We start from the raw sequence: 25,026 nt of genomic DNA, 5'->3' as shown, positions 1-25,026 counted from the left end.
TTCCTCGCCGATCTGATCGGGCAGTATCGGGAAAACCATCCCGGCATCGAGGTCGAAATCACCGAAGGCACGGCCCGCGATGCGGTCATGCAGCTTCGTGCCGACCGGCTGGACGTGGCGGTGCAGACGGTGAGCGCGCAGGTGCGCGAGCTGGAACAGGCGCTGGGCCATGCGCTGCTCAAGCCGGCCGGCCGCGGGGGGTCGGCCGGGGCCCCTTGTGTGTGTTTGTGGCGTCCGGCCACAAGGCCGGACGCCCGTCCGCTTAGCCGGTGATGATCACCTCGCCGGCGGCCTGCGCGCCCTTGCCGGCGAGGCCGTAATGCGTCCCGACCGTCTCGATCGAGAAGCGGGCGAAGATCTCGCGCACCTCCGGCCGGTCGTTCAGGGATAGGATGAAGCGGCCCTTGATGCCGGCCAGCTGCTCGGCCATGGCCGCGAACTCGTGCCGGCCGAACATGTCGGGGCCGTAGTCGTCCTCGCAGCCGTAGTAGGGCGGGTCCAGGTAGAACAGGATCCCGGGCTGGTCATAGCGGGCGATGAACTCCGACCAGGGCAGGCGCTCGATCGAGACCGCCTCGAGGCGCCGCGCGGCTGCGATCAGCTCCTCGCCCACCTCGCTCGGCCGGAACCGCGCCGGCCGGGTCTTGGCCATGCCGAAATTCCGCCCGCTGACCTTCCCGCCGAAGGCCGACTTCTGCAGGTAGACGAACCGGGCCGCCCGCTGCAGGTCTGTCAGCGTTTCCGGGTCTTGGCGCATGGCCATGTCGAAGTCGTCCCGGGCGTAGAGCTGCAGGGCGATCAGATCGCAGAGGGCACCCGGGTGGGCCCGCATGCAGCGGAACAGGTTCACGACATCGGCCGACCAGTCATTGATGACCTCGACGCGCGGCCGGCGATCGCGGCGGAAGAAAACGCCCGCCATGCCGACGAACACCTCGGCGTAGACGTCGTGCGGCGTCGCCTCGATCAGGCTGCACAGCCGACGGGCGAGGTTCCGTTTGCCGCCGATATACGGCGCGATCGGGCGGACGGGTTGAACGGGGAGGAGAGGGGAGGTTGCGCTCACGTTGGACTCAATCACGAATAGCCCTGCCGGTCAGGCCGGTGGCGGGGCGAGAAGGGGGTGCACCCCTGGACGTGCTGAGTTCCGGCTCGGCGGCTTGGGTGCGCTAACACCCGGGCCCCCGCCTCTTCGACGGCGGCCCGCTTCCGACTGCTCGGTCGTTTCACCTGCCTCTACGCGGGCTTGTTGTCGGGAGCCGCCGGAACAACAAGATGAAGCTCCGAAACCTCCAAGCGTTGGCCGTAGCGGGCGGGTGGGCCTGGGCCGTGCTGTTTGCCCTTTATGGGGCCCGGCGGTGGATGTGCGGAGTGCCATGGGCGGAAGGGTGCCTAGCCGAGTTCGGCAGGCAGACTGAAGCGGCAGTCCTGCTCCTGTGGGTGAGTGAACGCGAGACGCTATTAGGGGCGGCCTTGGCGCTGCTGGGCGGCTTTCTCCTCTACCGGCAGATCCGGCAGGAGCGTGACTTTGAACATCAAAGGCTCGAGCGGCGGTATCGCGCTGCCCGTGCCGTCACGCCCTTGGCGTTGAACGCTGTCATCGACTGGGCCGAAACCATGATTCACCAATGGGTCCTCGCCGGGCGGCGCGTGGACCAGTCAATGTTCGACGAGATATTCCCGGTCGCCCCCGGCGGGCCGACCGCGCCGACCGTGTTCGATATCGTATTTCCGCGGCTAGACAGGTCCGTCGTCCGCGACCTGCAGGGCATGATCGAGGCCACCTTCGCAGACAAGGACGCATCGCCTTTCGTAGCACTCCTGCAGCGCATACAGATCATGGAGAGCCGTTCCCAAGGCTTCCATGCAAAGCTCAATAGTCCACGCACCGTCGAGGTCCTCGTAGGACCCTATTGTTTCGGCCAAGCGGCCGAATGCGCCGAGGTTCACGCGCGAGCCAAAACTCTATTCCGCTTCGCCCGGAACGACGAGGCGACGAAGTCTTCCGAGGTCACCCTGACTGAGATCCAGGAGTCGCTGTACCTCGCCAAGGCCTATGAAGGCTCCAACCCGGAGGTCTTTGAGGCGGCAGAGCGCGCTTTCGGGCCCGGCTAGATCACCGCCGCCGGCGGCGTCCGGTCCACGAACCGCACCACCTCCTGGCCCATCCAGTCGTTCAGCTGCAGGAACCGCTGCTGCAGCGGCACGATCTCGGCCCAGTAGAACACCTCGGCGGCCTTCTGCGGGTCGCCGAGGCCGCCGGCGTTCTGCGGCATGACGCCGATCAGGACGGGCGGGACGCGGTGAGCCGCCAGGACGTCGTCCCGGGTGGTGCCCTTCACGCCCAGGAACTCGTCCTTGGCCGCGGCCTCGCCCGGGTGGATCAGCTGGACGCCCTTCTCCTTGCCGCCGGGGATATGCAGGAACAGGTTCTTGAAGTTCCCGACGCCCTTCGACTTCATCAGCGCCTGCTCGATCTGGTCGGCGTCGACGTCGGAGAGTTTCTCCTCGGAAACGTACATGATGAAGCCGGCGTGAGAGCCGTTCAGGTAGTATCGCCGGCGGAACAGGACCGCCGCCTCGTTCAGGAACGCCGACTGCAGGGCGCTCAGATATTCGGGAACGCCGTAGATCTCTTGGTCGAGGCCCGGGCGCATCAGCTGGTGAACGCTGCCCGGCTCGAATTCGATCTCGCGCGGGATTCCGAGGCCCCCACCCGCCTGCAGGTACCAGAACGCACCCTCGGCCACGCCCCGCCGCGTATACTTGGCCAAGGCGCGCTGCAGCTTCATCGGCCGGCCGAGCATGTTGTCGCGGCGCTCGAGGTACCCGTTGGCCAGCACCAGATAATCCCGGGCCCAGCCTTCGAACGTGAACCGATCCAGCAGCGGATGCGGGATGAAGTCCCTGACCAGCTGCAGCAGCTTGTACTCGATGGCGCTCGAGTGGTGCGGGCTGACGTTGGCCGCCCGCGTCAGCGCGCCCATGGGGATGGGGGTGTGGTAATACCGGCCGTTGTGCCAGCAGTCGATGTGATCGATCAGCTCGCGCCGCGACATGATCGGCTCCGGATCCCCGAAGCCGAACGACCGGACACCGGCTGGCTCCATCGATCCCTCGTCTGTAGCCAGCGCCGGCGGGTCGCCGATCGTCATCAGGTCGGTCGAGTCAGTCATCTTGCTGGATCCTCACGCGGGAGCGTTTCGTGGGTGCGACCGAGGCCTCGAGCGCCTCGTTGTCGAGAGATTGGAACAGGGCCCAGGCCAGGTCGCCATGGCCGCTCTTGCGGGTCCGCGGCGCGTCATAGGTCAGGTGGCGGCCGCCGGCCGTCAGCGTCCGGCGGATCGACATCAGCGCGCTGGTCAGGTCCTGCCAGCCGCGCGGGTACTGCAGGCGCTTCCGGCCGACGACGTCGAGCGTCTTGAGCACCATCCGCGTCTTGGTCGCGGGGTCGTAGCGATGCCCGCGGGCCCGCGGGAAGAAGATCTGCACCAGCTGCAGGACCGCCTTGCCGATGCCGGTCTCGTCGATATCGATCTTCTCGACGTTGTAGCGGCCGCAGAGCTCCTCGATCCGCTTGGCCTGCGAAGCGAAGTCGGCGCCCTTGAACTGCTCTTTCCAGATGACCCGGAAGGCGCCCTTGCCCTCGATCTCGGGCGGCGCGACGATGACCAGGCCGGCGTTGTCGGCGTTCTCGCCGTCGCCGTTCGGATCGTAGGACAGCCAGACCCGACCCTCGTATGGCCGGCCATAGCCCAGCAGCTGCCGGCCGAAGTCGACGTCGTCCCAGGCGTCCCACTCGTCGACCATGCACGGCTGCAGCGCCGCCATCGGGAACACCGACATGGAATCGTCGACGAACTGGCACATGTAGAGGTTCGCCCACGCGGCGGCCCCCTTGCGCCGGCGCAGGCCCTCGAGGTCGAAGAAGTCGAAGCCCAGCGCCACCGCGTCCTCGACGGTGACGATGTGGCGCCAGATCCCGTCGGCGCAGAGGTGACCCTCGCGCAGCGCCTTGTGCGAGACGTCGATCTCGACGCGCTCGGCCTTCGGCCGGTCCTCATTCCAGGCCCGGCCGGTCCAGAAGGGATAGGCCTCGTCATTGATCGAGCTGGGCGTCGAGAAATACGTCAGCCGATATTGCTTGTGCGACGCCATCCCCGAGGCGACGTCCTCGAGCTTCTTGAAGCCGTGGACCCAGAAGAATTCGTCAAAATAAAAATCGCCGTGATAGCTCTGCGCCGTCCGGCTATTGGTCCCCAGGAAGTAGATCGTCGGCTGCGTCTTAAGCAGGCCGGTCTCCGGATCCTCGCCGCGGTCGATCTGGATATGCTCGCCGGTCAGCTCGACGCCGATCGTCAGCTGGACGAACTCGACGATGTAGGACCGGAACACCTGCGCCTGGCTCTTGGAGGCCGACAGGTTGATCTGGTTGTTGCCGGTCTCGAGCGCGTGGATCAGCTGCTCGCGAGCGAAGTAGAAGGTCGCGCCGATCTGGCGCGACTTCAGGATCATCCGGTGACGCTGCAGCCGGTTTTCGTGCCAGATCTTCTGGTGGCCGATCAGCTCGTCCAGATGACGCTGGCGCAGGATCTCCAGCTGCTCGTCCGTGATGACGTTCCGGCGCGGCGCCTTCTTCGCGCCGGCGTTCCGGTTGGCGACCTTTTCGTTCAGGTGGCCGCTATGTCCGCCTTCCGACTCATATTTGCGGATCTTGGCGAAGGTGACGGCCTGGCGGCCGAGGAGATCGATCTCCTTGAAGTCGCGGCCGTCCTTCTGGCCCTTGAGCACCAGGGCGATGAACCGCGCCTCGACGACGCCCTCCATCCGCTCGAGCGTCGACGCGACGTCCCAGCCGTCGCGGCGCTTCCAGCTGGCGACCGTCGCCTCTGACTCGCCCAGGACCGCGGCAATGTCGCAGACGCGCCAGCAGCTCCAGTAGAGGAACTTCGCGGCCCGGCGCGGCTCGAGGTTTTCAGTGACCGGAAAGCCGATCGCGCCCGAGCGCACGAGCATCGCGCCCAGGTCCTCGGGCCCGGCGTCCTGTCCGCTCGCATGATGTTCTGGCCGCTGCCTCATCGGCGCGGACGCTAACCGCGCGACCCCCGGCCGGCTGACGGGCGCTTGTTGTCACGACGCGCCCGGACAACAGCCCCGGCTTGAGAAAGAGGCCGTCTCGACGGTGATCTGCAGCCTCTTAACGGCGCCACGGAAGGCGCTCCGCACCGAAGCAGCTGGATCGCTCACCCATGGCCGACAAGACCGCCCGCAAGTCCAAGTCCTTCCGCGTCGCCGTCGAGGGCGCCACCGCCACGGACGGCCGCACGATCGAGAAGTCGTGGATCCAGGACATCGCCGCCGGCTACAACCGCGAGACCTACGGCGCCCGGGTGAACCTCGAGCACATCCACGGCTATACGCCGAACGGCGACTTCAAGGCCTATGGCGACGTCCTGGCGGTCCACGCCGAGGAAGTCTCGATCGAGCTGAACGGCAAGGCCGAGAAGCGCCTGGCGCTGTTCGCCGAGATCGAGCCCACCGACGAGCTGGTGGCGATGACCCAGGCCAAGCAGAAAATCTACACCTCGATAGAGGTGGCCCCGAACTTCGCCGGCACCGGCAAGGCCGGCCTGGTCGGTCTCGCCGTGACCGATACGCCGGCCTCGCTGGCCACCGAGATCCTGTCGTTCTCGGCCAAGCCGGAATTCGCCGCCTTCAAGACCATGCTGGATGGCCGCAAGACCGACCCCGCCAACCACTTCTCGGCCGCGCTCGAGACCTCGATCGAATTCGAGGAGCCGGCGGCCCCGACGGAAAGCGCGCTCGAGAAGTTCGCCGGCCTGCTGATCGCCAAACTGACCGGCAGCGACAAGCCCGCAACCGAGCCGGTCGTTCAGCAGCAGCTCACGCAGGAGAAGACGGCGCCCGCTGACGGCACGGCCGCCATGGCTGGCATGTTCAAGGACCTGACCGAGGCCCTCGCCGCCGACCGCAAGGCCGACGCCGCGGCCGCCGAGACCCGGTTCAAGACCCTCGAAACCACCATCACCTCGCTCAAGTCGGACCTCGAGAAGACTCCGAAGGGCGGCCAGCCCACCCGCCAGCTCTCGAGCGGAGGCGACTCCACCGCCCGCATCCAGGTCGACTGCTGATCCGCCCCGCCCGTCCCGCCAACGCCTGACCCACTCCCAGCCGGAACCTGACCACCATGCGCAACGAAACCCGCGTCCTTCTGAACGAATACCTGGACCGCCAGGCCGAACTGAACGGGGCGGACGCGGAAGCCGTCCGTGACGGCAAATCCTTCGCCATCTCGCATCAGGCCTTCGCCGCCGGCGAGCCGTCGGTGCAGCAGCGCCTGGTGGACAAGCAGCAGGAAGACTCCGCCTTCCTGAACGCCATCAACATCGTCCTCGTCGAGGAGATGAAGGGCGAGAAGCTGGGTCTGGGCGTCTCGGGCCCGCTGGCCAGCCGCACCAACACGACCGGCGCCGGCCGCCGCGTCACCTCGGATCCCAGCGGCGTCGACGCCGAGGGTTACGAGTGCCGCCAGACGAACTCCGACACCCACATCACCTACGCCAAGCTCGACATGTGGGCGAAGTTCGCGGACTTCCAGGTCCGCGTGAGCAACCAGATCCGCCTGCGCCAGGCGCTGGACCGCATCATGATCGGCTTCAACGGCACCAGCGCCGCGCCGACGACCGACAAGGTCGCCAACCCGCTGCTGCAGGACGTCAACATCGGCTGGCTCGAGAAGTACCGCCTGAACCGCCCGGGCGCCGTCGTCGACGAGGGCGAGACCGAGGCCGGCAAGATCATCATCGATCCGATCGGCGCCGGCGACTTCCGCAACATCCACGGCCTGGTCACCGCCGCGATCTTCGACCTGATGCCGAGCTGGGCCCGCAACGACAGCGACCTGGTCTGCATCCTGGGCGACGACCTGCAGCACGACGTCTTCTTCCCGCTGGTCGACGGCCAGAACGTGCCAACCGAGATGATCGCGGCCGACCTGCTGCTGGGCGCCAAGCGCATCGGCGGCAAGCGCCCGGCGACCGTGCCGTTCATGCGCCCGAGCTCGATCTTCATCACCCGCTTGGACAACCTTTCGATCTACGAGCAGGAGGGCAAGCGCCGGCGCACCGTCAAGGAGGTGCCCGAGGCCAACCGGATCGAGACCTACGAGAGCTCGAACGACGACTATGTGGTCGAGGACTACGACTACGGCTGCCTGATCGAGAACATCCAGTTCGGCCCGACCCCCGCCCCCTGATGACCCGGGGCCGGCTTCGGCCGGCCCTGACCATCCCGTTCTGACCAGGAGCCGATATGTCCCTCTTCAAGCGCGTCCAGGAACGCAAAGCCGCCGGCGAGGCGTTCGATCACGCCGCCGCCCGGGCTCGTGCATCCGAGGCGCAGGCGGCCACAGCCGCTGCGGAAGAGGCCGCGGCGCCGGCGAGCGAGGCGCCCGCCCCGGTGCTCGCCACGCCGCGCCCCACCATTTTCCGCAATCATCGCCTCCGGGTGATGGCCGCCTCAGGCTCCCGGGTCCTGGCGGCGACCGGCGTCCGCGCGCCGACGCGCGCCGGCAACGACAACGCCGAGCCGCAGTCGGTCGAGGAGGCGGAGATCCGCATCCTGCTGATCGACCACAAGCGCAGCCTCAAGGCCATCCAGTCGCGCGAGCAGAAGATCGCCCTCAAGCGTGAGCTGCTGCCGCAGTACGCGGCCTGGTGCGACGGCGTCCTCTCGGCCGACACCGGCGCCTACGACGAGGTGTTCGCCACCATCATGATCTGGCGCATCGACGTCGGCGACTATTTCGCCGCCCTTCCGCAGATCGACTACGTCATCCGCCACAAGATGGAGCTGCCCGCTCACATCGACCGGACGCCGGCGACCTTCGTCACCGAAGAGATTGCCGAAGCCGCCCTTCGCGCCTTCCAGCTTGGCCCGGAGGAGGGCAAGGCCTTCCCCGCCGGAATCCTGGCCGCCATCGAGGAGCTGGTCGACTCGCCCGTCGACGAGCTGCGCTGCGACATGCCGGACGAGGTCCGCGCCAAGCTCCAGAAGGCGATCGGCCTCGCCGTCATCGCTGCCGACGACGAGGACCGCAACCGCCTCGAGGAGGGTCTCAAGCGCTTCCAGCGCGCCCTCGAGCTCGATCCGAAGTCCGGCGTCAAGAAGACGATCGACGGGCTGCAGCGCCAACTCAAGAAGGTGACGGCCCCGGCCGACGCCACCACCCAACCGCCGGCCCCGGAAGGGACCGGCTGACCAGCTCGCCCCCCGGCGCTCGGCGGCGGGGAAGTGGACGACGTCAGCGGGTTCGCCCGACCTGCCGCGGACCTTCCCCCCACCGCCGTAGCCGGGGGGTGATCGAGAGAAAGAGATGCCGGCAGGCGGCACCCCAATAGGAACCCTCGCGTCAGCGCCATGAGCGGCATCTCTTTCAACCCTCCGAATTCCGACAGCCAGCAGCCGGCCGCCCCGCCGCCGGCCGATGAAGTGCGCCTGTCGGACTTCTGGCCCGCGGTGAACATCACCGCCGTCCGCGAGGCCGTGCGCCTCGATCCGAACATCACGCCCGGGCGGCTGCGCGATGCGGTCCGCCTCGCGATGCTGGATATCGCCGGCGAACTCGCGCCCTGGCGGGCCCTGCAGGAGGCCGCCGGCCACGCCGGGCTGACCGACGTCCCCGCCCGGATCATGGTCGACGACGTCAGCGACTACGTCATGCGCTTCAACCGCGCTGTCTATTCGGTCGTCGGCGCGGACCTGGGCGAGCGCCAGATCGGGGGCGGCGTCACGGCCGCCGGCGCGGACCGCGCGGACCAGCTGCGCCTCGACGTCGATATTCACCTGCGCAATGTCCGGTACGCCGTCCGGGACTTCCTCGGCCAGCCCCGCGCCCGCGTGGCGCTCGTCTGATGACCCGCCTTGTATCTCCCCTGATCGCCCGGGCGCTCACAGACGAAACCGTCGACGCCCTGGTCTTCCGCGTGATCGGCAAAGGCTCCTCGGCCGTCGAGGCGGTTCTCGAGGCCAATCCGAACCTGGCCGACCTCGGCCTCTTCCTGCCGCGCGACCAGGCCGTGGTGATCCCGATCGCGGCCGCGGGCCCCGCCGCGCGGCCGATGATCCAGCTCTGGGACTGACCGATGACCTTCTCCGCCTTGCCCCCGCCGCCCCCGCGCATCGGTCTGAACACCGCTACCGTCGGCCTGATCATGGCGATCGCCGTCCAGTTCGCCTGCATCGTCGCTTTCGGCGCCCGTGTCGAAGCCCAGGTTTCGGAGCTGCAGCAGCGGACCGAGCCGTTGCGGAACCGCGGCGAGCTGACCACGCGCGTCCTCAAGCTCGAGGAGACGACCGAACCCATCCGCCGCGGCGACCTGATCGCCATCCAGCGCGACGTCGCGTGGATCCGCGAGAACATGGAACGGGAGCGGTCGCGATGAACCGAGAGCAGATCTTCGCCCTCCTCAAGTCCCTGCCGATGATCCGCTTCGCCCTGATGCTGGGCGGCGGCGGCGTCGCCACCGCCGGCGTGGCCTCGGTGCTCATCTGGCTGCAGGGCGGCGGCGAGTTCCCGGCCGCCGAGTCGATCTGGCTGGCGCGCATCAACGGCGTCGTTGCCCTCGGCCTGGCCATGACCGCGATCGTCGCGATCGTGATGGTCACCCTCGCCTTCGGCCGGGCCGGCCGGCTCGGCGTGAAAGGCCCAGGCGGCCTCGAGCTGGACCTCGACTTCGACAACCCCGATCCGCCGAAAGGCGAGGGAGACCCTTCGTGAGAAAGATCAACCTCATCGTCGTGCACTGCGCCGCCACGCCGCCCACGCTGGACGTCGGAGTCGACTGGATCCGGCGTGTGCATCGCCAGAAGGGCTATGCCGACGTCGGCTATCACCACGTCGTACGCCGCGACGGCCGCCGCGAGGCCGGCCGCGCGGAACAGACGGTCGGCGCCCACGTCTACGGTCACAATCGCAATTCGATCGGCGTCTGCCTGATCGGCGGCGTCGACGCCGGCGGCAAGGCCGAGGCGAACTATACGCCGGCGCAATACACCGCGCTCGAACAGCTGCTGCGCGAGCTGAAGGCCCGCTATCCGGAGGCCAGGATCTGCGGTCACCGCGACCTGTCTCCCGACACCAACCGCAACGGCAAGGTCGATCGGCACGAATGGCTGAAAGAATGCCCGTGCTTCGACGTCGCCGCCTGGTGGAACCCACTCGCCTCGAGGAGCGCCTGATGCCCCAATTTCTCAAGGACTGGCTGGGCCTGGCCCTGCTCGCGGTACTTGCGGCCGGCGTCGCGGCCGTCGGCGCCGCCGCCTCCTTCTTCTTCGGCTTCGCCTGGGCGGTGCTGATCTGCGCCGCCCTCGTCTGGCTGTGTGATCGCTTCATCCCGACGGGCCACTACGGCGAGGGCTCCTTCGTCATCTTTTACATCCTTGTCCTGCTGGCGATCGGCGTCGTCATCGGCCTGATCGCGCGATGGGTGCTGCTGTGAAGATCTCCGACCTCCGCCGCTTCACGCCGGGCCATTGGATCATGATCGCTCTCGCCGGCGTGTGCGCGATCGTCGCCGTCTTCCAGATCGCCGGCGGCCTCGGCTTCCGCTGGGATCCGCTGAACCTGGCCGAGAAGCGCGCCGATAGCGCAGTCGCCGCCGCCGGCCGGGCCAAGGTCGACGCCTCGGCCCGACGCATCGAGACCGCCGGGGCCCAGGAGACGACCCGCATCGTCGAGCAGGCGGCCGGCGATCGCGCGGCCGCCACCGAGATCGTCCACCGATATGCCCTTCAACTCGAGGCCCCCGACCATGACCCTCAAGTATCCCCGCCTGCTGCTGCTGACGACGGCTCTGACCTGCGCGTTGTCTTTGGCCAGCTGTGCGACCTCCGGCCCGCCGTCTGCTCGGACCCCGGTCACGCCGCCGCAACGCGAGATGCCGGCGACGGCCCGCCAGGCCTGCCAAATCCCGGCGCTGCCGGTTGAGATCACCTTTTCCGCGCTGAAGCTGCTCGTTGCAGGCGCGGCCGCCGAGATCCTCCGCTGTGACATCGCCCGTCAGACCGCCGTCGACGTCCACGACGGTGAGCATTCCGACGAGGCCGCCTGGCTGAAGGCGAACACCCCCCGCCCGCTGGGCGTCGGCTCGATCGTCGGCGGGGACTGATAGCGTGAAGAAGCCCGCCCACCTTCGCGAAACCCTGGCGGCCGCCCTCGCGCACAAGCTCGAGCTCGCGACCGATCCGGACCGGCTGATCATGACCGCGACCAACTGGTCGCCGGCGGCGGACATGCGGCCGGGCAGCGGACTGCAGATCGGCTACACGCTCGAGCTCACCTTCCTGGACTTCGTCGGCGACCCGATCGAGATCACCATCCCGATCATGCTCTGGCTCGCCCGGTACCAGCACGACGCCCTGGCGGCATCCGACGGCCGCAAGGCGGTCGAGGGCACATTCGAGCTACTGCAGCACGACAAGTTCGACGCCCATATCCGCCTGCAGCTGACCGAGCGCGTCCGCTACCAGCCGCGCGAAAACGGGCCCGGCTTCGACGTCGTCTACCTCGACGAACCCGAGCCGATGGCGTTCGAGGACGGGCCGCCGCTCCACGAGCTGTTCCTCAATGGCGAGCAGCTCTTCCACTGCACGGCCCATCCCGATGCCTAGGCGGTTGCCGATCGGCGCGCGCGTGGCGCTCAAGAGTGGCGGCCCCGTCATGCTGGTGGTCGACTTCGCCGGCGACATGTTCGTCTGCGCCTGGCGGGGCGGGGCGGGCGCCCGCGAAGCCACCTTTCCGGCCGACCGGCTCTGGCGCCTGACGGACGGCTGATGGCCGAGGACCTGCAGCAGCTCCACAGCGTAGCGTCCTCGATGCTCGAATTCCTCGAGCCGCGGGTTCGCGCCCGCCTGTTGCGCACCCTCGCGCGGGATCTGCGCACGGGCAACCAGCGCCGGCAGGCCCGTCAGGTCGGGCCGGACGGCGAGGCGTGGGAAAAGCGAAAGGCGAGGGCGGAACAGGCCCCGGCCAGCCGGGCGACCCGATTCCTCTACCCGTCCGGAGGCGGCGGCGAGCCCCGCCTCGTTGACATGCGCAGCTGGCGCGGCAACGGCACCTACCTGATCGGTTTCGACCGGGAGGCTGACGGCCTGCGCACCTTCCGAAAGGACAAGGTCATCCGTTACATCACGGCCGAGGGCGCGGCCGAGCCGGGCGGCATGCCGCCGCGCGCCGGCCAGCGTCGCATCAAGGCCCAGGCGATGTTTCGCGGCCTGCGCAGCGCCCGATGGCAGAAGGCGGGCGCGGACGGCGACGGCGCCTGGGTCCAGTTCGCCGGTCGTGCGGCGCGCATCGCCGCCATCCACCACCACGGCGGCCGGGATCGAGTGACGCCCGGCGGGCCCGAGGCCGACTATCCGGAGCGCCGCCTGCTCGGCTTCGGCGCGAACGACGAGGCAATGGTCATCAATCGCTTCATCGACGCCGCAGGCGATGCGCTGGGCTGGGGGCGCCGCGCCGGCCGCTGACATAGGGTCCGCTGTTGTCCGGGCGCGTCGTGACAACAAAGGCCCGTCGCCCTTAAGCCCGCCGCCCGGCGACAACGGAGCCCCCGCTCCGCATCCCGGCAGGCTGAAACTCAGTGACCATTCTCGCAGGCCAGGCCAGCGGTTCCACCGCCGTCAACCTGTCGAAGCTGCCGTTCCCGGCGGTTATCGAGGCGATCTCGTTCGAGGCGATCGTCGCGGAAGCCAAGGCGCTGCTGGTCGCGGAGGTCACCGCCGAGGACGCCACCGCCGGCGCCGCCCTCGAGGCGACGCTGCAGCTCGAGAGCGAGCCCCTCGTCAAGCTGATCGAGATCTTCGCCTATCGCGAGGTCATGCTGCGCCAGCGCATCAACGATGCGGCTCGTGCGGTCACCCTGGCCTATGCCGTGGGGCCTGATCTGGACCATCTGGTCGCGCTGCTGGGCGTCCAGCGGCTCGAGCTGTCGCCGGAATCGCCAGACGGCCTGACGCCGGCCGTATTCGAGTCGGACGAGGCGCTGCGCCGCCGGGCCCTGCTCGCGCCGGAGGCTTTCTCGGTGGCCGGACCCGAGGGCGCCTATATTTTCCACGCACTCGACGCCTCGGGCGACGTCCTCGACGCCAGCGCGACCAGCCCCGACCCGGGCGTGGTGCTGGTGACGGTCCTCTCGCGCCTCGACGGCGGGGAGCCCTCGGCGGTCCTGCTCGATCTGGTCGAGGCGCGGGTCTCGGCCGAGGACGTCCGCCCCCTAACCGACCAGGTCGTGGTCGCCGCGGCCGAGATCATCGAGTACGCCATCGAGGCGGAGATCACGACCTTCGCGGGCCCGGACTCCGAGCTGGTGCTGGTGGAGGCGCAGCGGCGCGTCGAGGAGTATCGGGACGCCTGTTTCCGCCTCGGCCGCGACGCCACCCGTTCCGGCATCATCGCCGCCCTGTTCCCCGAGGGCGTCCAGAACGTCAACCTGGTCTCGCCGGCGGCCAATGTGGTCGTCTCTCGCCAGCAGGCGGCGCGATGCACCGGCATCATCCTGACCCATGCGGGCCTGGGCGAATGACCAGTCTGCTCCCGCCGACCTCCACGCCGCTCGAGCGCGCCGTCGAGATCCTGTCGCGCCGCCTCGATGGGGTGGCGGTTCCGCTCCGCTCGCTTTGGGATCCGTGGACCTGTCCGCTCAATCTGCTGCCCTGGCTGGCCTACGCCCTGTCGATCGACGCCTGGAACCCGGGGTGGCCGGAAGAGGTCAAGCGGAGTGTCATCGCCCATGCCATCGAGATCCAGCGCAAAAAGGGCACCGCCGCCTCGGTGCGCCAGGTGGTCACCGCTTTCGGCGGGCAGATCGCGCTGCGAGAGTGGTGGCAGCTGGATCCGCCGGGCGCCCCGCACACCTTCGACCTGGTGCTGACGCTGAACGGCCAGAACGGCGCCCCCGCCACGGCCCGCTTCGTCGAGGAGGTGGTTGGCGAGGTCTCCCGGACCAAGCCCGCCCGATCTCACTTCACCTTCTTGCAGGGACTGAAAGCGTCCGGCGCGGTCGCGCTGGGCGGCGGCGCGCGCGTCGCCGTCTACCGCCGCCTTTCCCTGTCTGAAGCCCCGATCGCTGCCTGACCGGAGCCACCATGGACCTGACCTTCATCCTGACGACCGCCGGCCTCAACGCCCTGGTCAACGCCGCCAACACCGGCAGCAACGCCATCGTCGTCGACCGCATCGGACTGAGCGCCAGCGTCCTGCCCGGCGATCCGGAGGACAACGTCGGTCTCGTCGCCCTGCCGGCCGAGATCAAACGGCTGGCCACTTTCGGCGGCGACGTCGTCGGCGACGACACCATCCACGTCACCATCCGCGACGAGTCGCCCGACGTCTACGAGCTGCGCACCTTCGGTCTCTACTCGGCCGGCGGCGTCCTGCTGGCCTTTTACACACAACCCTTGCCGATCATGGAGAAGGCGGCGTCTTCGATGCTGCTGCTCGCTGCGGATCTTAAGTTCACCACGCCGATCTCGGCCGAGCTGGTGTTCGGCGATACGACCTTCATCAACCCTCCGGCCACGTCGGAGACCGCCGGCGTCGTCGAGCTGGCGACGGCGGCTGAGACTGCCACCGGAACGGACGCAAGCCGAGCCGTCACCCCTTTCGGCCTCAAGTCCTTGCTGACGTCACTGCTGGCAGGCTTCTCGCCCACCGGTCACACCCACGCCGCTGCCGACGTCGTTTTCGGCACGTTCGCGATCGCGCGCATTCCGGACATCACGGTCGCGAAGATCACGGATTTTGCTGCCGCGATGACGGCGAAGGCTGACGCCGTGCACACCCATGCGATGACGTCGATCATCGGCTTGGCGGATGCGCTCGCCGGTAAGGCCGCCGCGGCGCACACCCACATCATCGGCGATATTACCGGCCTCACGGCGGCTCTGGGTCTCAAGCTTGCGATCTCCGACTTCTCCTGGGGGAGCCTGCCCGGCCGGCCGAATGTCGCCATCAACAACGAGAACGCAGGCTTCGTCGACCTTACGGCATCCGGCACAACTCGTCTTGCCGGATACACGGGGATCGGCACCACGAACCCGCTCGGCCGCCTTCACCTGGTCGGGGGGGTGAAAGCCACGCTGACCCTGGACCGGGCGGGCTCACCAGCGGCGCGTCGCTTCCAGCTCTTCGTGGGTGATGGAACGGCCGGCAGCATCGCAGACGAAGCGTACATCTGCGCCGTCAATACGGACCTGCACTTTGTGGGCGGAGGTTCTGGCGACACAGAGTTCATGCGGATCGGCTTCACGGGCGCGATCACTATGGCGCAGCGCCCGACTTTCGCGGGAAACGCCCCATGGGATAGTGGCAACTTCAACCCCGCCGACAAGGCGAACGCGATCCACTCCCACGACTGGGCCCAGATCACCGGCAAACCGAATGTGGCCATTCAGAACGCCGTCGCCGTCTTCACAGACATCGGGGCGGTCGCCGCGGGAGCGTTCTCGCCACAGGGTGTCCTTCGCCTGGGCGATCAGACCGGCGGCACGCGGATGCTCCACTACGATGGCGCGGTCTACAATCTCCCGGGCGCCCCGTTGATCCTGAACGGTCATCAGGTCTGGACCGCCGGCAACTTCACCCCCGCTGACAAGGCCAATCTGGAGAGCCCGACGTTCACCGGGGCTCCCGCCGCGCCAACGCCTGCCGCCGGCACCAATTCGACCACCCTGGCGACCACGGCCTTCGTCACCCGCGATTTCCAGAAGAAGGTAACGATCTCGACGGCCGAGCCCAGCGGCGGCGCCGCCGGCGACATCTGGTTCGTGGTGAACCCCTGATGCCGATCCGGGCCAATCATGGTGGCGTGGTGAAGTCGGCCTCGCCGCGGTGCCATGCCGGGGCGGGGGTCGTGACCCCCAAGTCGGTGCATATCAACGACGGCGGCGTCTGGAAAAAGGTCTGGCCAGACGGCCCGACCGGGGGCTCTATCAACGGCCAGTGGGCCTACTATTCCGAGTTCGGCGATTATCGGGCCCAGCTGGTCTGCAACGTCCAGGGCGGCGTGGCTCCCTACAGCTACCAATGGTTCACCGAGGGAGAGTTCATCGGTTTCGGGCCGGCCGCGAACCAGGCGGAGGCGAGAAGTTACGACGCCGCGCCGACGCAAATATCCTGCCTAGTCACCGACGGTGAGGGCTACAGCAGGCTGATCACCGGCACGATCCTATAACCGCGCCCCCGCTGTTACGGGCGCAGTCCGGCGATCAGCGTGAGAACTGCATTCTAGCTATGGAGCTCGCTATGGCGTCCAGAAAATCCACACCGAAACGCCAGAGACCGGCAAGGCCCGCCCCTGATCCGAGACCAGCCGAGCTCGCCCGCATGCGCGAGATCGCAAAACGCGATGCAGCGCGCCGATCGGCCGGCGCGCTGCCGGTGCTGTCCGCCGGCGACCTGTCCGGACTCACGCTGCGAATTGACGCCCTGGCCCGCACGCTCGAGGCCGAGCGCCCGTCATAATCGCTATGTCGCGCTGTTGTCCGGGCGCGTCGTGACAACAACACCCTGAGGCAAGCGGCGAGGGCCTGCGCCATCGTCGGGCCCGATGAACCGCCCGACCGCCCGAGATCCCGGAGCCGCCGACGCCGATCGCACGATCGGTGATCTGTTGCGCGTGGGCCTCGTCGAGAGCGTCGATCTCGAGGCAGGTAAAGCCGTGGTCAGCTTCGGCGACCAGGTCACGCCGCCCAGCGACTGGCTGATGCTGGTCGGTGACACGACGATCTGGATCCCGCCCACCGTCGGCGCCCAGGTCCTGGTGCTCTGCCCGGAAGGCGACGTCGACCAGGCGATCATCCTCAACGGGCTCCCGTCCTCGAGCTTCGCTCCCCTGTTTCTCGGCCTGCAGAACGCCATCCGCTTCGCCGACGGCGCCCAGGTCGCATACGACCCGGCGTCGGCCGAGCTCGAGGTTCACACCCCCGGCAAGGTCATCGTCACCGCGCCGGCCGGCGTCACGATCACCGGCGACACGACCATCACCGGCGACGTCTCGATCTCGGGCGACGTCGCGGTCGCCAAGACCGTGACGGCCGCGACGGACGTCGTCGGTGGCGGCAAGAGCCTCAAGGCCCATAAGCACACCGGCGTCACGACCGGCGGCGGCGTCACGGGGGCTCCGCAATGACGGCGATGAACCGCCAGACCGGCCGCGCCATGGACCCGAACAGCGACGCGCACCTGGTGCAGTCGATCGGTGACATCCTGACCACGCCCAAGGGCTCGCGCGTGATGCGCCGCGATTACGGCTCCGAGCTCCCGAACCTGGTCGATCTCCCGAACACGCCCTTGAACCGGATGCGCGCCTTCGCCGCGACCGCGCTCGCCCTGCAGCGCTGGGAGCCGCGGGTTCGCCTCAAGCGAGTCCAGCTGGCCGGCGGCGCCGACGGCGTCGCCGCGCTGCGCCTCGACGTCGTGCGCACGGATCTGCCGCCCCGCCCCGCCACCACCCTGACCATCCCGCTAGCCGTCTAGGAAGCCCGCACATGGCCCTCATGCCCCGCCGCCACGGCGTCACCGTCACTCAGGTTCTCGTCGGCGCCATCGCCCTGCAGGTGGCGTCCAGTTCCATTTGGGGCGTGGTCGTCATTGCCGACGACGCCGACGCCGCCGCCTTCCCGTTGAACACGGCCGTTCTCGTGACCGACACGGCGGCCGCCATCGCGGACGCGGGTCAGGAGGGCACCTTCGCCCGCACCCTGCAGGCGATCTCGGCCGCCGGCCGCTCGATCGGCGTCGTCGTTCGCGTCGCGGAAGGCGCGGGAGAGCTGCCCGAGGAGATTCAGGACGCCACCGACGCCAATGTGATCGCCGGCCTCGAGGTCCTGCGCCTGGCGGAGCAGAGCGTCGCCGTGCGGCCCGTCATCCTCGCCGCACCGGGTCTCGACACTGCGGCCGTGGCCGCCAGCCTGGCGATCCTCGCCGGACGTCTCGGCGGTTTCGCCTATGCATCCGCTGGCGGCGGCACCCCGGCCGAGATCGACACCTATCGCCAGACCTTCGGCGCCAAGGAGCTGATGCTGATCGACGGTGATTTCATCGCCTTCGACGCCGTCGCCGCGGAGGAGGTGACCAGCTTCGCCACCGCCCATGCCGTGGGCCTGCGCGCGGCCATCGACCAGACGGCCGAAGGGTACGCCAAGACGATCTCGAACGTGCCCGTTCCCGGGGTGACCGGCATCGTCTCGCCGCGCAGCTGGGACCTGAGCTCGGCTGACACCGAGATGGGCCTGATCAACGGCGCGGACGTCACCGGCCTGATCATGCGCAACGGGGTCCGCTTCTGGGGCAACCGCACCTGCTCGGCCGAGCCGCAGTTCGCCTTCGAAAGCGCGGTCCGCTCGGGCCAGGCGCTCACCCGCATGGAGCAGGAGCAGCTGCTGCCCTTCATCGACAAGCCGCTGCGCAAGTCCCTGATTGTCGATCTGATCGAGAGCCTCAACGCCGCCGGACGGCGCGAGGTGCGGTCCGGCCGCCTGATCGGCGTCGAGTACTACCTCGCCGACGGCAACACCCCCGATCAGCTGGCCGCGGGCAAGCTGCGCATCGGCCGCCGCTACACGCCGGCCGCGCCGCTCGAGGATCTGGGCATCGACGCCGTCATGACCGACGAATTCTACGTCGACGTCACCCAGGCCGCCTGATCGCGGCCGACCCGACCCACACCGCCTAGGAAAGTTCTCGAGGGATCGACATGAAACTGCCCCGCCAGCTCAAGGACATGAACGTGTTCAATGCCGCGAATTCGTTCGCCGGCGAATGCCTGAGCTTCACCCGGCCCAAGCTGGCCATCAAGACCGAGGCCTATCGCGGCGGCGGCATGCTGGGCGAGGTCCAGCTCGACATGGGCCTCGAGGCGCTCGAGGTGACGCACAAATACGGCGGCGACATCCCGGAGCTGAACCGCGAGTTCGGCGCCAACGAGCTCGACGCGACGCAGCTGCGCTTCGCCGGCGCCTACCAGAACGACGAAACCGGCGGCTACGACGACGTCCAGATCGTCGTGCGCGGCCGTCACGTCGAGATCGACGCCGGCGACGACGAGATCGGCTCCAAGTCCGGCACCGCCTACAAGACGGCATGCGTCTACTACAAGCAGACCCGGAACGGCCGCGTCGAATTCGAGGTCGATATGCTGGCCGGCAGGTTCGTCGTCGACGGCGTCGACCGCTGGGCCGAGCTGCGCGGCATCACCGGCTGATCATGACCCGCCCGTCGCATCCTCCGACCACTTCCGGATCTCCGCCGACATGTCGGCCGGAAAACGGAAGTGCGGCCGGCGAGGACACGCGGCGGGCGGTTCGCCCGCCTGCAGATCCATCCACCTTCAAGGGGGTGCGGCCTCGGCCGGATCCCGTTCACAAGCTCCGGGGAGCCTGAAACCATGTCCGACACGCCGTCGACCAAGAAGAAGTTCGCCACCGTCACCCTCGATGAGCCGCTCGTCCGCGGCGAGCAGTCGATCGACAAGGTCACGCTGCGTCGCCCGTCGGCCGGCGACTTCCGCGGCACGACCATGTCTGCGGCCTATCAAATGGACCCGGTCGCCCTGTCGAAGGTGATCTCGCGGATTTCGGATCCGGTGATCAGCGCGCCCGAGTTCCTGGCGATGGACGCCGACGATGCGGGGGCCTTGGCCGGCGAGGTGGTCGATTTTTTGCTCACGAGGCAGCAGAAGGCGGAAGCTGGCCTGACCGAGTAGAGGACGCCTGGGCGGATATCGCCCTCGTGTTCCACTGGCCGCCGGCCGAGCTCGACCGCATGAGCCTCTCCGAACTGATGACCTGGCGAGAGCTCGCCGTGCAGCGGTGGAACACCGCCCACGGATCCAAGGAGACGTGACGTGGACAAGAAGCTTCGCCTCGACCTGATCTTCCGCGCCGCCGGCAACGTGAAGGGCTTCCTGGGCGGTATGCGCTCGGATGCCGACAAGACCGGCAAGGCGCTCGCCGGCGCCCGCCAGCGCGTCCAGGAACTGCAGCGCGCTTCAAAGGACGTCACCGCCTTCCGCGCCCTGCAGGGCGGGCTGTCGGGCACGAGGGAGAAGATCGCCGCGGCACGGTCGGAGGTGGGCCGACTCGGCGCCGCGATGGACGCGACGACCAATCCGACGCGAGCGATGGCGCGCGGCTTTGATGTCGCCAAGACCAGGCTGCGCGAGCTCGAGACCCAGCAAGGCAAGCAGGTGGCGCGCCTGACCGAGCTCAAGGGCAAACTGGAAGCCGCCGGCGTGTCGACCGAGGCGCTGGGCGCGCATGAGCGGGGTCTCGCGCGCGATCTGCAGAAGGCCAACGTCGAACTCGCGGAACAGTCGCGCCGTATGGAGCAGGTCGCCGATCGGCAGGCGAGGATGCGCTCGGCGCGCGGCCGTTACGACCGAACCCAGCAAATGGCCGGATCTATGCAGGGCGCCGGGTTCAGCGGCATGGCCGCGGGCGCGGCGGTGGCGGCCCCGCTGGTGGCGGGCGTCAAGGCCGCGATGGATCTTGAGAGTCGCATGACGACCATCGCTCAGCGGTCCAACATGTCGGCCGAGGCGACCAATGCTTTCGAGCGCTCGATCCTCGCCACCGGTCGGGCGGCGAACCGGACCCGGGACGAGGCCCTCAACATGTTCGACGAGCTCACGGCCGCCGGCTTCGAGTCCAAGGCGGCGCTGGCGATGGGCGGCGACCTGGGCCGCGCCGCAACCGCGTACGAAATCGACGATCGGGACATCGCCGCCACGGCCGGCTCGCTTCGAAACCTGCATCTGGAGGCGGGGCAGACCGGACGCGCCCTGGACATCATGGCGGTCGCCGGGAAGCGCGGCCAGTTCGAGTTCAAGGACATGGCGGCCTCGTTCCCTTCGCTGACGGCCGGCGTCGAGCGCTATGGCATGAAGGGCCTCAAGGCGGTCGCCGAGATCGCGGCCGCTGCGCAGGTCGCGCGCCGCGGCGCCGGCTCTGGCGAGGAAGCGGCGACGAACCTCGGAAACCTCCTGCAGAAGATCGCCTCGCCCGAGACCGAAAGGAAGTTCGCCAAGCTCGGCATCAACCTCCGCGACGGCCTCGCCGCCGGCGCGAAGGAGGGCAAGTCGGCGCTCGAGACGATCATCGAAATGACCCAGCGGGCGACGGGAGGGGACAAGTCCAAGCTGGGCCAGCTGTTCGAGGACTCTCAGGTTCAGAAGGCCTTGCTGCCGCTGATGGCCCACATGGAGGAGTTCCGCCGCATCCGCGACGAAGCCCTGGGCGCTGATGGCGAGGTCGATCGGGACTTCGCGCGCCGCATGGAGGACAACGCCCAAGCGGTGAAGAGCCTGCACAACGAGGCCGGCGCCGCCTCTATCCGTCTAGGCCGGGACCTGATGCCTGCGGTCACTGCGGTGACGGGTGCTGTGACTGGCGTGCTGGGGGCTTACAACAGCTGGGCTTCCGTCAATCCAGGCGTCGCCAAAGGCGTCGCTGTTGTCGGTGCCAGTATCGCCGCGGTGGCAGTCGCCGGCGGTGCGCTGGCCTTGGTCGTCTCGGCTGTCCTCGGCCCGTGGGCCCTTATGCGCTTCGCGATTGCCGGAGCGCTGCCGTACTTGGGCGCCATGGCCGGCGGAATCGCCACCGCCTCCGGTGCAGTGTGGGCTTTCACCGCCGCGCTTCTCGCGAACCCTGTCACCTGGGTGGTGCTGGCCGTGGTGGCCCTCGCGGCCGCGGCTCTACTGATCTACCGCAACTGGGGACCGATCAGCGCCTGGTTCGGCCAGCTTTGGCAGGGGATCCGGACCGCCGCCTCGAGCGCGCTCGGTTTCCTCGGCCGGATGTTCATGAACTTCAGCCCGGTCGGGATCCTCGTCGGCGCAATCATGCGCGCTTGGCCGGCCCTGCAGGCGCTGGGCGGCCGCTTCATGCAGCTGGGCCGCCACCTGTTGTCGGGCCTCGTGAACGGCGTCCTGGGCGGCATCCCGGCCCTTGTACGGGCGGTCATGCGCGCCGGCGGCTCCGTCATCGCCGGTTTCAAGCAGCGGCTCGGCATCAGATCGCCCTCCCGGGTCTTCGCCCAGCTGGGCGACTACACCATGCAGGGCCTTGGCGTCGGCATCGGCCGCTCGGCCCGGAACCCGCTGCGCCAGATGCGCGGCGCCGCCGGCGCCTTGGCGGCGGCGGGCGTCGTCGGCCTCAACGCCGGCGCGCCCAACGTGCAGTTCGAGGCCGATCCCCGGCTCCAGGCGCCGCCTGCTGCGGCCTCGGCCGGCGCGGGTGCGTCTCGAGCAGGGGTTTCGATCGGCAACGTCACGATTCAGATCATCCAGCGGCCTGGGCAGAGCGATCAGGATCTGGCGCGCGAGATTGCGCGTGTGCTGCAGTCTCCGGATCTCGCTCGCCTCGGCGACGGATCCGACAGCTGGGGCGCGAATTGATGCTGCTCGCCCTCGGCATGTTCGTGTTCTCGATGGACAACGCCCTGTTCGACCAGCTGCGCCGCCGCCGCACCTGGCGCCATCCGTCGGGCGATCGCGTCGGCGCGCGCCCGGCCAGCCAGTTCGCCGGTCCCGGCGACGATAACATCAGCCTGGCCGGCGCGGTCGCACCGGGCCAGGTTGGCCGGCGGGAGGCTCTCGACGAGTTGGCCGCCTTGGCCGACGCCGGCGCGGCCTATCCGCTGCTCGATGGCGACGGCTACATTTACGGGGCATTCGTCATCGAGGGCCTCGACGAGACCGCGCGGAACCTTGGGACGACGGGCGCGCCGCGGCTGATCGACTTCTCGATCGAGCTGCGTCGCGTCGACGACGACGCCGGCGAAACCGGGGCGGCCGGCGAGCCGGTGCGCGCGTGACGAATCCGGCGGCGCGCTACATCCACAGGCAGGCGGCTTACGACCTGGTCGTCGACGGGCAGAGCATCAGCCCGACCGTGAACCCCCGCCTGCTGTCGCTCACTCTGACGGAGCGCCGCGGCGCCGACGCGGACGAGCTCGAGATCGTTCTGGACGATCACGACGGCAAGCTTGGGATTCCTCCTGCAGGGGCGGTGATCACTCTCAAGCTGGGATGGCTCGACCTGATCGAAGGCGCGTCGCCGCAGCTGATCGACAAGGGCAGCTTCAAGGTCGACGAGCGATCGCACTCGGGGACGCCCGATCAGCTGACCATCCGGGCCCGATCGGCCGACCTCACGCGTACCTTCCGATCCCGGCGGACACAGACATGGACCGATACGACGCTCGGCGCTGTCCTCGGCGACATCGCCGCTCGCAATGGCCTGCAGGCGCGCGTGGCGGCCGACAAGGCGGCTATCGTGGTCGACCACCTCAACCAGTCTCGCGAGAGCGACAGCGCCCTCCTGACGCGCCTGGGCCGCCTGCACGACGCTGTGGCGACCGTGAAGGCCGGCCGGTTGCTGTTCGCCGCTGTCGGGGCAGGGGAGACTGCTGGCGGCGGTCAAATCCCGCCGGCCTCGATCACCCGGCTCGACGGAGATCGCCACCGGTGGAAGGCTGCCGAGCGCGAGAGCTACTCCGGCGTCACCGCCGAATGGCAGGACCGCTCGACTGGCCAGCGCCGGACGGTCACCGCAGGAGCCGCAGACAACGCGCAGCGCCTCGGCCGCACCTACGCCAGCGAACGCAGCGCCCGGCGCGCGGCTGAGACCCAGCGGGCACGCCAGGACCGCAAGGGCGCGGAGTTTTCGATCGACCTCTCACGCGGCCGACCCGACCTCTATCCCGAGCGTCGGCTGGCCGTCGCCGGCTTCAAGCCCGAGATCGACGGCACCAGCTGGCTGATCAGTCAGGTTGTGCACCGCCTCGACAGTTCCGGCGGCCTTCGCACTGGCATCGAGATGGAGATCGCCGTCCCGCCGGCGCGCGCAAGCTGATGACTACGTCCGGTTTTGACGCATCGCTGAAAATATTCGCGCGGACAGGGAACCTTTCTGGTATGGAACAAAACAGGGGCAAGTCGGGGAAAAAATGATGTTGCCTACCAAGCGTTACTTGGGGCGCGGCTCCTGCCCTCATTGCAACGGTCCGACCAAGGTCCGCACAGTCCGAACAGTCTCTCCCACCTTTCAGGAACACTACCTCGACTGCCAGGATCAGGGGGACGAGGCCTGCGGTTGGCGTGGAGTCGCCAGCGTGGTGATCGAGCGGACTATCGCGCAGTCCGCCCGGCCGAACCCGAGGATCACTCTCCCGCTCGCCGCGCCGCGCCGCAAGCCGTCCGGGCTCCCGGTCCCCGCCAACGACGACACCGCGGCCGAGGCGAACGCCGCCGCTCCGGAGCAGCTGGCCCTCTAGGCCGCAGCTATCGGCTAGCTAGCCACAGGCCGCGCCGCCAGGCGCGCCTTCCATTCGGCCGCGTGTGCCGGGCAGAGATCCTTGTCCGGCGCGGGCACGTGGGTGCACCGCCGGCAGAGGGGCTTGTCGCAGGTTCCGCTGCGCTTCGACGGTACCTTCCAGTCGCAAAGCTGGGTCGAGACAGCGCCGCAGGCGCAGTGCTGGCGGCTCCTCGAGGTGCAGACAATCGCCCGGCCGCCGCCGGGCAGGGGGACGACATTGCAGGGCATCAGCGCCTGGGCGCGGCCGGCGTGGTGATGGCCGCCAGGCGTTGGAAGTAGCCGTCGACGACGTCCACCGCTCCGCGGCGCGCTGCAGCAGCGCCGATCTCGTCGTCTGCCATCCGCCCCTCGACGAAGAGCCGGCCCGCATCCTCGATCTGGAGCCAGATCTGCGCCGTCACCACGGCACCCGATAGCCGCAGCGGAGGCAAGTCGCCTTGCGGCTGAACATGCGACTGTCGGCCATCTCCTCGTGCTTGCAGGTGGCCCGCAGGATCGACCGGCGTAGGGAGCGCAGCGCGCCCCGGATTCGGGCCGACACGACACTCATCGGGCGGCCTCCGGAGAGAACGTCCGGGCGACAAAAGTTGGAACGGCCCGATTTTTGGAGTTGGAACGCGACCTCGCTAG

At 68.6% G+C, this 25,026-nt stretch carries 35 protein-coding genes; 31 read left to right on the top strand and 4 right to left on the bottom strand.

The window, feature by feature from the left end; all coding sequences use genetic code 11:
- The first annotated feature begins 12 nt into the window (after positions 1–12).
- Positions 13–273 carry a hypothetical protein gene (locus ACK4JY_RS07810; RefSeq protein WP_409604424.1) on the top strand — a complete coding sequence of 87 codons (261 nt, stop codon included), beginning with the start codon at positions 13–15 and terminating at the stop codon, positions 271–273.
- On the opposite strand, the gene ACK4JY_RS07805 is transcribed toward ACK4JY_RS07810, so the two are convergent.
- Positions 263–1,066 (bottom strand): DNA adenine methylase, encoded by an 804-nt coding sequence (locus ACK4JY_RS07805; RefSeq protein WP_409604415.1) that lies wholly within the window; start codon positions 1,064–1,066, stop codon positions 263–265. The two genes, ACK4JY_RS07810 and ACK4JY_RS07805, sit on opposite strands and share 11 nt — an antisense overlap.
- A 407-nt stretch (positions 1,067–1,473) precedes the next feature.
- Between ACK4JY_RS07805 and ACK4JY_RS07800 the strand changes: the two genes are divergently transcribed.
- Entirely contained in the window at positions 1,474–2,115 is a 642-nt protein-coding gene (locus ACK4JY_RS07800; RefSeq protein WP_409604413.1) for a hypothetical protein, read from the top strand.
- On the opposite strand, the gene ACK4JY_RS07795 is transcribed toward ACK4JY_RS07800, so the two are convergent.
- Both ACK4JY_RS07795 and ACK4JY_RS07790 read right to left on the bottom strand, forming a co-directional pair.
- A complete protein-coding gene (locus tag ACK4JY_RS07795; protein WP_409604411.1) occupies positions 2,112–3,176 on the bottom strand; it encodes a phage portal protein in 1,065 nt (354 codons plus the stop codon). The genes ACK4JY_RS07800 and ACK4JY_RS07795 overlap by 4 nt on opposite strands.
- On the bottom strand, positions 3,169–5,016 hold the full coding sequence (locus ACK4JY_RS07790) for a terminase large subunit domain-containing protein (RefSeq protein ID WP_409604409.1): 1,848 nt from the start codon (positions 5,014–5,016) through the stop codon (positions 3,169–3,171). The genes ACK4JY_RS07795 and ACK4JY_RS07790 overlap by 8 nt, the downstream gene beginning before the upstream one ends.
- A 233-nt stretch (positions 5,017–5,249) precedes the next feature.
- Here ACK4JY_RS07790 and ACK4JY_RS07785 point away from each other — a divergent pair, with 233 nt between their 5' ends.
- From ACK4JY_RS07785 to ACK4JY_RS07645, 29 genes are all read left to right on the top strand, one after another.
- A complete protein-coding gene (locus ACK4JY_RS07785) occupies positions 5,250–6,152 on the top strand; it encodes a GPO family capsid scaffolding protein (protein ID WP_409604407.1) in 903 nt (300 codons plus the stop codon).
- Between the two features lie 56 nt (positions 6,153–6,208).
- Entirely contained in the window at positions 6,209–7,276 is a 1,068-nt protein-coding gene (locus ACK4JY_RS07780) for a phage major capsid protein, P2 family (RefSeq protein ID WP_409604405.1), read from the top strand.
- Between the two features lie 56 nt (positions 7,277–7,332).
- Positions 7,333–8,280, top strand: a complete 948-nt coding sequence (gpM, locus tag ACK4JY_RS07775; RefSeq protein WP_409604403.1) for a phage terminase small subunit — start codon at positions 7,333–7,335, stop codon at positions 8,278–8,280.
- A 159-nt stretch (positions 8,281–8,439) separates the two neighbouring features.
- On the top strand, positions 8,440–8,934 hold the full coding sequence (locus ACK4JY_RS07770) for a head completion/stabilization protein (protein WP_409604401.1): 495 nt from the start codon (positions 8,440–8,442) through the stop codon (positions 8,932–8,934).
- Positions 8,934–9,161 (top strand): tail protein X, encoded by a 228-nt coding sequence (locus ACK4JY_RS07765; protein ID WP_409604399.1) that lies wholly within the window; start codon positions 8,934–8,936, stop codon positions 9,159–9,161. Before ACK4JY_RS07770 ends, ACK4JY_RS07765 begins: the two co-directional genes overlap by 1 nt.
- 3 nt (positions 9,162–9,164) lie before the next feature.
- Entirely contained in the window at positions 9,165–9,464 is a 300-nt protein-coding gene (locus tag ACK4JY_RS07760; protein ID WP_409604397.1) for a hypothetical protein, read from the top strand.
- Positions 9,461–9,799, top strand: coding sequence for a hypothetical protein (locus tag ACK4JY_RS07755; protein ID WP_409604395.1), 339 nt, complete (start codon positions 9,461–9,463; stop codon positions 9,797–9,799). Before ACK4JY_RS07760 ends, ACK4JY_RS07755 begins: the two co-directional genes overlap by 4 nt.
- On the top strand, positions 9,796–10,260 hold the full coding sequence (locus ACK4JY_RS07750) for an N-acetylmuramoyl-L-alanine amidase (RefSeq protein WP_409604393.1): 465 nt from the start codon (positions 9,796–9,798) through the stop codon (positions 10,258–10,260). Before ACK4JY_RS07755 ends, ACK4JY_RS07750 begins: the two co-directional genes overlap by 4 nt.
- Entirely contained in the window at positions 10,260–10,520 is a 261-nt protein-coding gene (locus ACK4JY_RS07745) for a hypothetical protein (RefSeq protein WP_409604392.1), read from the top strand. Before ACK4JY_RS07750 ends, ACK4JY_RS07745 begins: the two co-directional genes overlap by 1 nt.
- A 41-nt stretch (positions 10,521–10,561) precedes the next feature.
- Positions 10,562–11,008: a hypothetical protein gene (locus ACK4JY_RS07740; protein ID WP_409604390.1), complete on the top strand. Its 447-nt coding sequence runs from the start codon at positions 10,562–10,564 to the stop codon at positions 11,006–11,008.
- Positions 10,959–11,189 carry a hypothetical protein gene (locus ACK4JY_RS07735; protein WP_409604388.1) on the top strand — a complete coding sequence of 77 codons (231 nt, stop codon included), beginning with the start codon at positions 10,959–10,961 and terminating at the stop codon, positions 11,187–11,189. The genes ACK4JY_RS07740 and ACK4JY_RS07735 overlap by 50 nt, the downstream gene beginning before the upstream one ends.
- A gap of 4 nt (positions 11,190–11,193) precedes the next feature.
- Positions 11,194–11,691: a phage tail protein gene (locus ACK4JY_RS07730; protein WP_409604386.1), complete on the top strand. Its 498-nt coding sequence runs from the start codon at positions 11,194–11,196 to the stop codon at positions 11,689–11,691.
- A gap of 22 nt (positions 11,692–11,713) precedes the next feature.
- Complete coding sequence (locus ACK4JY_RS07725) at positions 11,714–11,854, top strand: DUF2158 domain-containing protein (protein ID WP_409604385.1); 141 nt, start codon at positions 11,714–11,716, stop codon at positions 11,852–11,854.
- Positions 11,854–12,549, top strand: a complete 696-nt coding sequence (locus ACK4JY_RS07720; protein WP_409604384.1) for a phage virion morphogenesis protein — start codon at positions 11,854–11,856, stop codon at positions 12,547–12,549. Before ACK4JY_RS07725 ends, ACK4JY_RS07720 begins: the two co-directional genes overlap by 1 nt.
- A gap of 113 nt (positions 12,550–12,662) precedes the next feature.
- Positions 12,663–13,604 carry a baseplate J/gp47 family protein gene (locus tag ACK4JY_RS07715; RefSeq protein WP_409604382.1) on the top strand — a complete coding sequence of 314 codons (942 nt, stop codon included), beginning with the start codon at positions 12,663–12,665 and terminating at the stop codon, positions 13,602–13,604.
- Positions 13,601–14,155 carry a phage tail protein I gene (locus ACK4JY_RS07710; RefSeq protein ID WP_409604380.1) on the top strand — a complete coding sequence of 185 codons (555 nt, stop codon included), beginning with the start codon at positions 13,601–13,603 and terminating at the stop codon, positions 14,153–14,155. Before ACK4JY_RS07715 ends, ACK4JY_RS07710 begins: the two co-directional genes overlap by 4 nt.
- Before the next feature lie 11 nt (positions 14,156–14,166).
- Positions 14,167–15,861: a hypothetical protein gene (locus ACK4JY_RS07705; protein ID WP_409604378.1), complete on the top strand. Its 1,695-nt coding sequence runs from the start codon at positions 14,167–14,169 to the stop codon at positions 15,859–15,861.
- Positions 15,861–16,253: a hypothetical protein gene (locus ACK4JY_RS07700; RefSeq protein ID WP_409604376.1), complete on the top strand. Its 393-nt coding sequence runs from the start codon at positions 15,861–15,863 to the stop codon at positions 16,251–16,253. Before ACK4JY_RS07705 ends, ACK4JY_RS07700 begins: the two co-directional genes overlap by 1 nt.
- A 152-nt stretch (positions 16,254–16,405) precedes the next feature.
- Positions 16,406–16,543, top strand: a complete 138-nt coding sequence (locus tag ACK4JY_RS07695; RefSeq protein ID WP_409604374.1) for a hypothetical protein — start codon at positions 16,406–16,408, stop codon at positions 16,541–16,543.
- A gap of 85 nt (positions 16,544–16,628) precedes the next feature.
- Positions 16,629–17,210 carry a phage baseplate assembly protein V gene (locus ACK4JY_RS07690; protein WP_409604372.1) on the top strand — a complete coding sequence of 194 codons (582 nt, stop codon included), beginning with the start codon at positions 16,629–16,631 and terminating at the stop codon, positions 17,208–17,210.
- Entirely contained in the window at positions 17,207–17,557 is a 351-nt protein-coding gene (locus tag ACK4JY_RS07685; RefSeq protein WP_409604370.1) for a GPW/gp25 family protein, read from the top strand. The genes ACK4JY_RS07690 and ACK4JY_RS07685 overlap by 4 nt, the downstream gene beginning before the upstream one ends.
- Before the next feature lie 11 nt (positions 17,558–17,568).
- Complete coding sequence (locus ACK4JY_RS07680; protein WP_409604368.1) at positions 17,569–18,726, top strand: phage tail protein; 1,158 nt, start codon at positions 17,569–17,571, stop codon at positions 18,724–18,726.
- Positions 18,727–18,776: 50 nt separating this feature from the next.
- Positions 18,777–19,283 (top strand): phage major tail tube protein, encoded by a 507-nt coding sequence (locus ACK4JY_RS07675; protein WP_409604366.1) that lies wholly within the window; start codon positions 18,777–18,779, stop codon positions 19,281–19,283.
- Between the two features lie 183 nt (positions 19,284–19,466).
- A complete protein-coding gene (locus ACK4JY_RS07670; protein ID WP_409604364.1) occupies positions 19,467–19,784 on the top strand; it encodes a phage tail assembly protein in 318 nt (105 codons plus the stop codon).
- A gap of 17 nt (positions 19,785–19,801) precedes the next feature.
- Positions 19,802–19,924 (top strand): GpE family phage tail protein, encoded by a 123-nt coding sequence (locus ACK4JY_RS07665; protein ID WP_409604422.1) that lies wholly within the window; start codon positions 19,802–19,804, stop codon positions 19,922–19,924.
- Between the two features lies 1 nt (position 19,925).
- Positions 19,926–22,475, top strand: a complete 2,550-nt coding sequence (locus ACK4JY_RS07660) for a phage tail tape measure protein (protein WP_409604362.1) — start codon at positions 19,926–19,928, stop codon at positions 22,473–22,475.
- Positions 22,475–22,894, top strand: coding sequence for a phage tail protein (locus tag ACK4JY_RS07655; protein WP_409604360.1), 420 nt, complete (start codon positions 22,475–22,477; stop codon positions 22,892–22,894). Before ACK4JY_RS07660 ends, ACK4JY_RS07655 begins: the two co-directional genes overlap by 1 nt.
- Positions 22,891–23,934 (top strand): phage late control D family protein, encoded by a 1,044-nt coding sequence (locus ACK4JY_RS07650; protein ID WP_409604358.1) that lies wholly within the window; start codon positions 22,891–22,893, stop codon positions 23,932–23,934. Before ACK4JY_RS07655 ends, ACK4JY_RS07650 begins: the two co-directional genes overlap by 4 nt.
- A gap of 94 nt (positions 23,935–24,028) precedes the next feature.
- On the top strand, positions 24,029–24,355 hold the full coding sequence (locus ACK4JY_RS07645; RefSeq protein WP_409604356.1) for an ogr/Delta-like zinc finger family protein: 327 nt from the start codon (positions 24,029–24,031) through the stop codon (positions 24,353–24,355).
- 268 nt (positions 24,356–24,623) lie between these two features.
- Here the strand turns inward: ACK4JY_RS07645 and ACK4JY_RS07640 are convergent, their stop codons facing one another.
- Positions 24,624–24,797, bottom strand: a complete 174-nt coding sequence (locus ACK4JY_RS07640) for a hypothetical protein (protein WP_409604354.1) — start codon at positions 24,795–24,797, stop codon at positions 24,624–24,626.
- Positions 24,798–25,026 lie beyond the last annotated feature (229 nt).

It is taken from the genome of Brevundimonas sp., from assembly GCF_046295595.1.
In the GTDB taxonomy this organism is placed as follows: Bacteria; Pseudomonadota; Alphaproteobacteria; order Caulobacterales; family Caulobacteraceae; genus Brevundimonas.
Note: the sequence above shows the minus strand (reverse complement) of the source record. Positions and strands in the feature narration are given on the sequence as shown.

Coding starts and splice junctions, on each gene's coding strand:
- ACK4JY_RS07795 (WP_409604411.1), bottom strand. CDS start 3,176: ATGACTGACTCGACCGACCTGATGACGATCGGCGACCCGCCGGCGCTG.
- ACK4JY_RS07790 (WP_409604409.1), bottom strand. CDS start 5,016: ATGCTCGTGCGCTCGGGCGCGATCGGCTTTCCGGTCACTGAAAACCTC.
- ACK4JY_RS07785 (WP_409604407.1), top strand. CDS start 5,250: ATGGCCGACAAGACCGCCCGCAAGTCCAAGTCCTTCCGCGTCGCCGTC.
- ACK4JY_RS07780 (WP_409604405.1), top strand. CDS start 6,209: ATGCGCAACGAAACCCGCGTCCTTCTGAACGAATACCTGGACCGCCAG.
- gpM (WP_409604403.1), top strand. CDS start 7,333: ATGTCCCTCTTCAAGCGCGTCCAGGAACGCAAAGCCGCCGGCGAGGCG.
- ACK4JY_RS07770 (WP_409604401.1), top strand. CDS start 8,440: ATGAGCGGCATCTCTTTCAACCCTCCGAATTCCGACAGCCAGCAGCCG.
- ACK4JY_RS07765 (WP_409604399.1), top strand. CDS start 8,934: ATGACCCGCCTTGTATCTCCCCTGATCGCCCGGGCGCTCACAGACGAA.
- ACK4JY_RS07760 (WP_409604397.1), top strand. CDS start 9,165: ATGACCTTCTCCGCCTTGCCCCCGCCGCCCCCGCGCATCGGTCTGAAC.
- ACK4JY_RS07755 (WP_409604395.1), top strand. CDS start 9,461: ATGAACCGAGAGCAGATCTTCGCCCTCCTCAAGTCCCTGCCGATGATC.
- ACK4JY_RS07745 (WP_409604392.1), top strand. CDS start 10,260: ATGCCCCAATTTCTCAAGGACTGGCTGGGCCTGGCCCTGCTCGCGGTA.
- ACK4JY_RS07740 (WP_409604390.1), top strand. CDS start 10,562: ATGATCGCTCTCGCCGGCGTGTGCGCGATCGTCGCCGTCTTCCAGATC.
- ACK4JY_RS07735 (WP_409604388.1), top strand. CDS start 10,959: ATGCCGGCGACGGCCCGCCAGGCCTGCCAAATCCCGGCGCTGCCGGTT.
- ACK4JY_RS07720 (WP_409604384.1), top strand. CDS start 11,854: ATGGCCGAGGACCTGCAGCAGCTCCACAGCGTAGCGTCCTCGATGCTC.
- ACK4JY_RS07710 (WP_409604380.1), top strand. CDS start 13,601: ATGACCAGTCTGCTCCCGCCGACCTCCACGCCGCTCGAGCGCGCCGTC.
- ACK4JY_RS07705 (WP_409604378.1), top strand. CDS start 14,167: ATGGACCTGACCTTCATCCTGACGACCGCCGGCCTCAACGCCCTGGTC.
- ACK4JY_RS07700 (WP_409604376.1), top strand. CDS start 15,861: ATGCCGATCCGGGCCAATCATGGTGGCGTGGTGAAGTCGGCCTCGCCG.
- ACK4JY_RS07695 (WP_409604374.1), top strand. CDS start 16,406: ATGCGCGAGATCGCAAAACGCGATGCAGCGCGCCGATCGGCCGGCGCG.
- ACK4JY_RS07690 (WP_409604372.1), top strand. CDS start 16,629: ATGAACCGCCCGACCGCCCGAGATCCCGGAGCCGCCGACGCCGATCGC.
- ACK4JY_RS07685 (WP_409604370.1), top strand. CDS start 17,207: ATGACGGCGATGAACCGCCAGACCGGCCGCGCCATGGACCCGAACAGC.
- ACK4JY_RS07680 (WP_409604368.1), top strand. CDS start 17,569: ATGGCCCTCATGCCCCGCCGCCACGGCGTCACCGTCACTCAGGTTCTC.
- ACK4JY_RS07675 (WP_409604366.1), top strand. CDS start 18,777: ATGAAACTGCCCCGCCAGCTCAAGGACATGAACGTGTTCAATGCCGCG.
- ACK4JY_RS07670 (WP_409604364.1), top strand. CDS start 19,467: ATGTCCGACACGCCGTCGACCAAGAAGAAGTTCGCCACCGTCACCCTC.
- ACK4JY_RS07655 (WP_409604360.1), top strand. CDS start 22,475: ATGCTGCTCGCCCTCGGCATGTTCGTGTTCTCGATGGACAACGCCCTG.
- ACK4JY_RS07645 (WP_409604356.1), top strand. CDS start 24,029: ATGATGTTGCCTACCAAGCGTTACTTGGGGCGCGGCTCCTGCCCTCAT.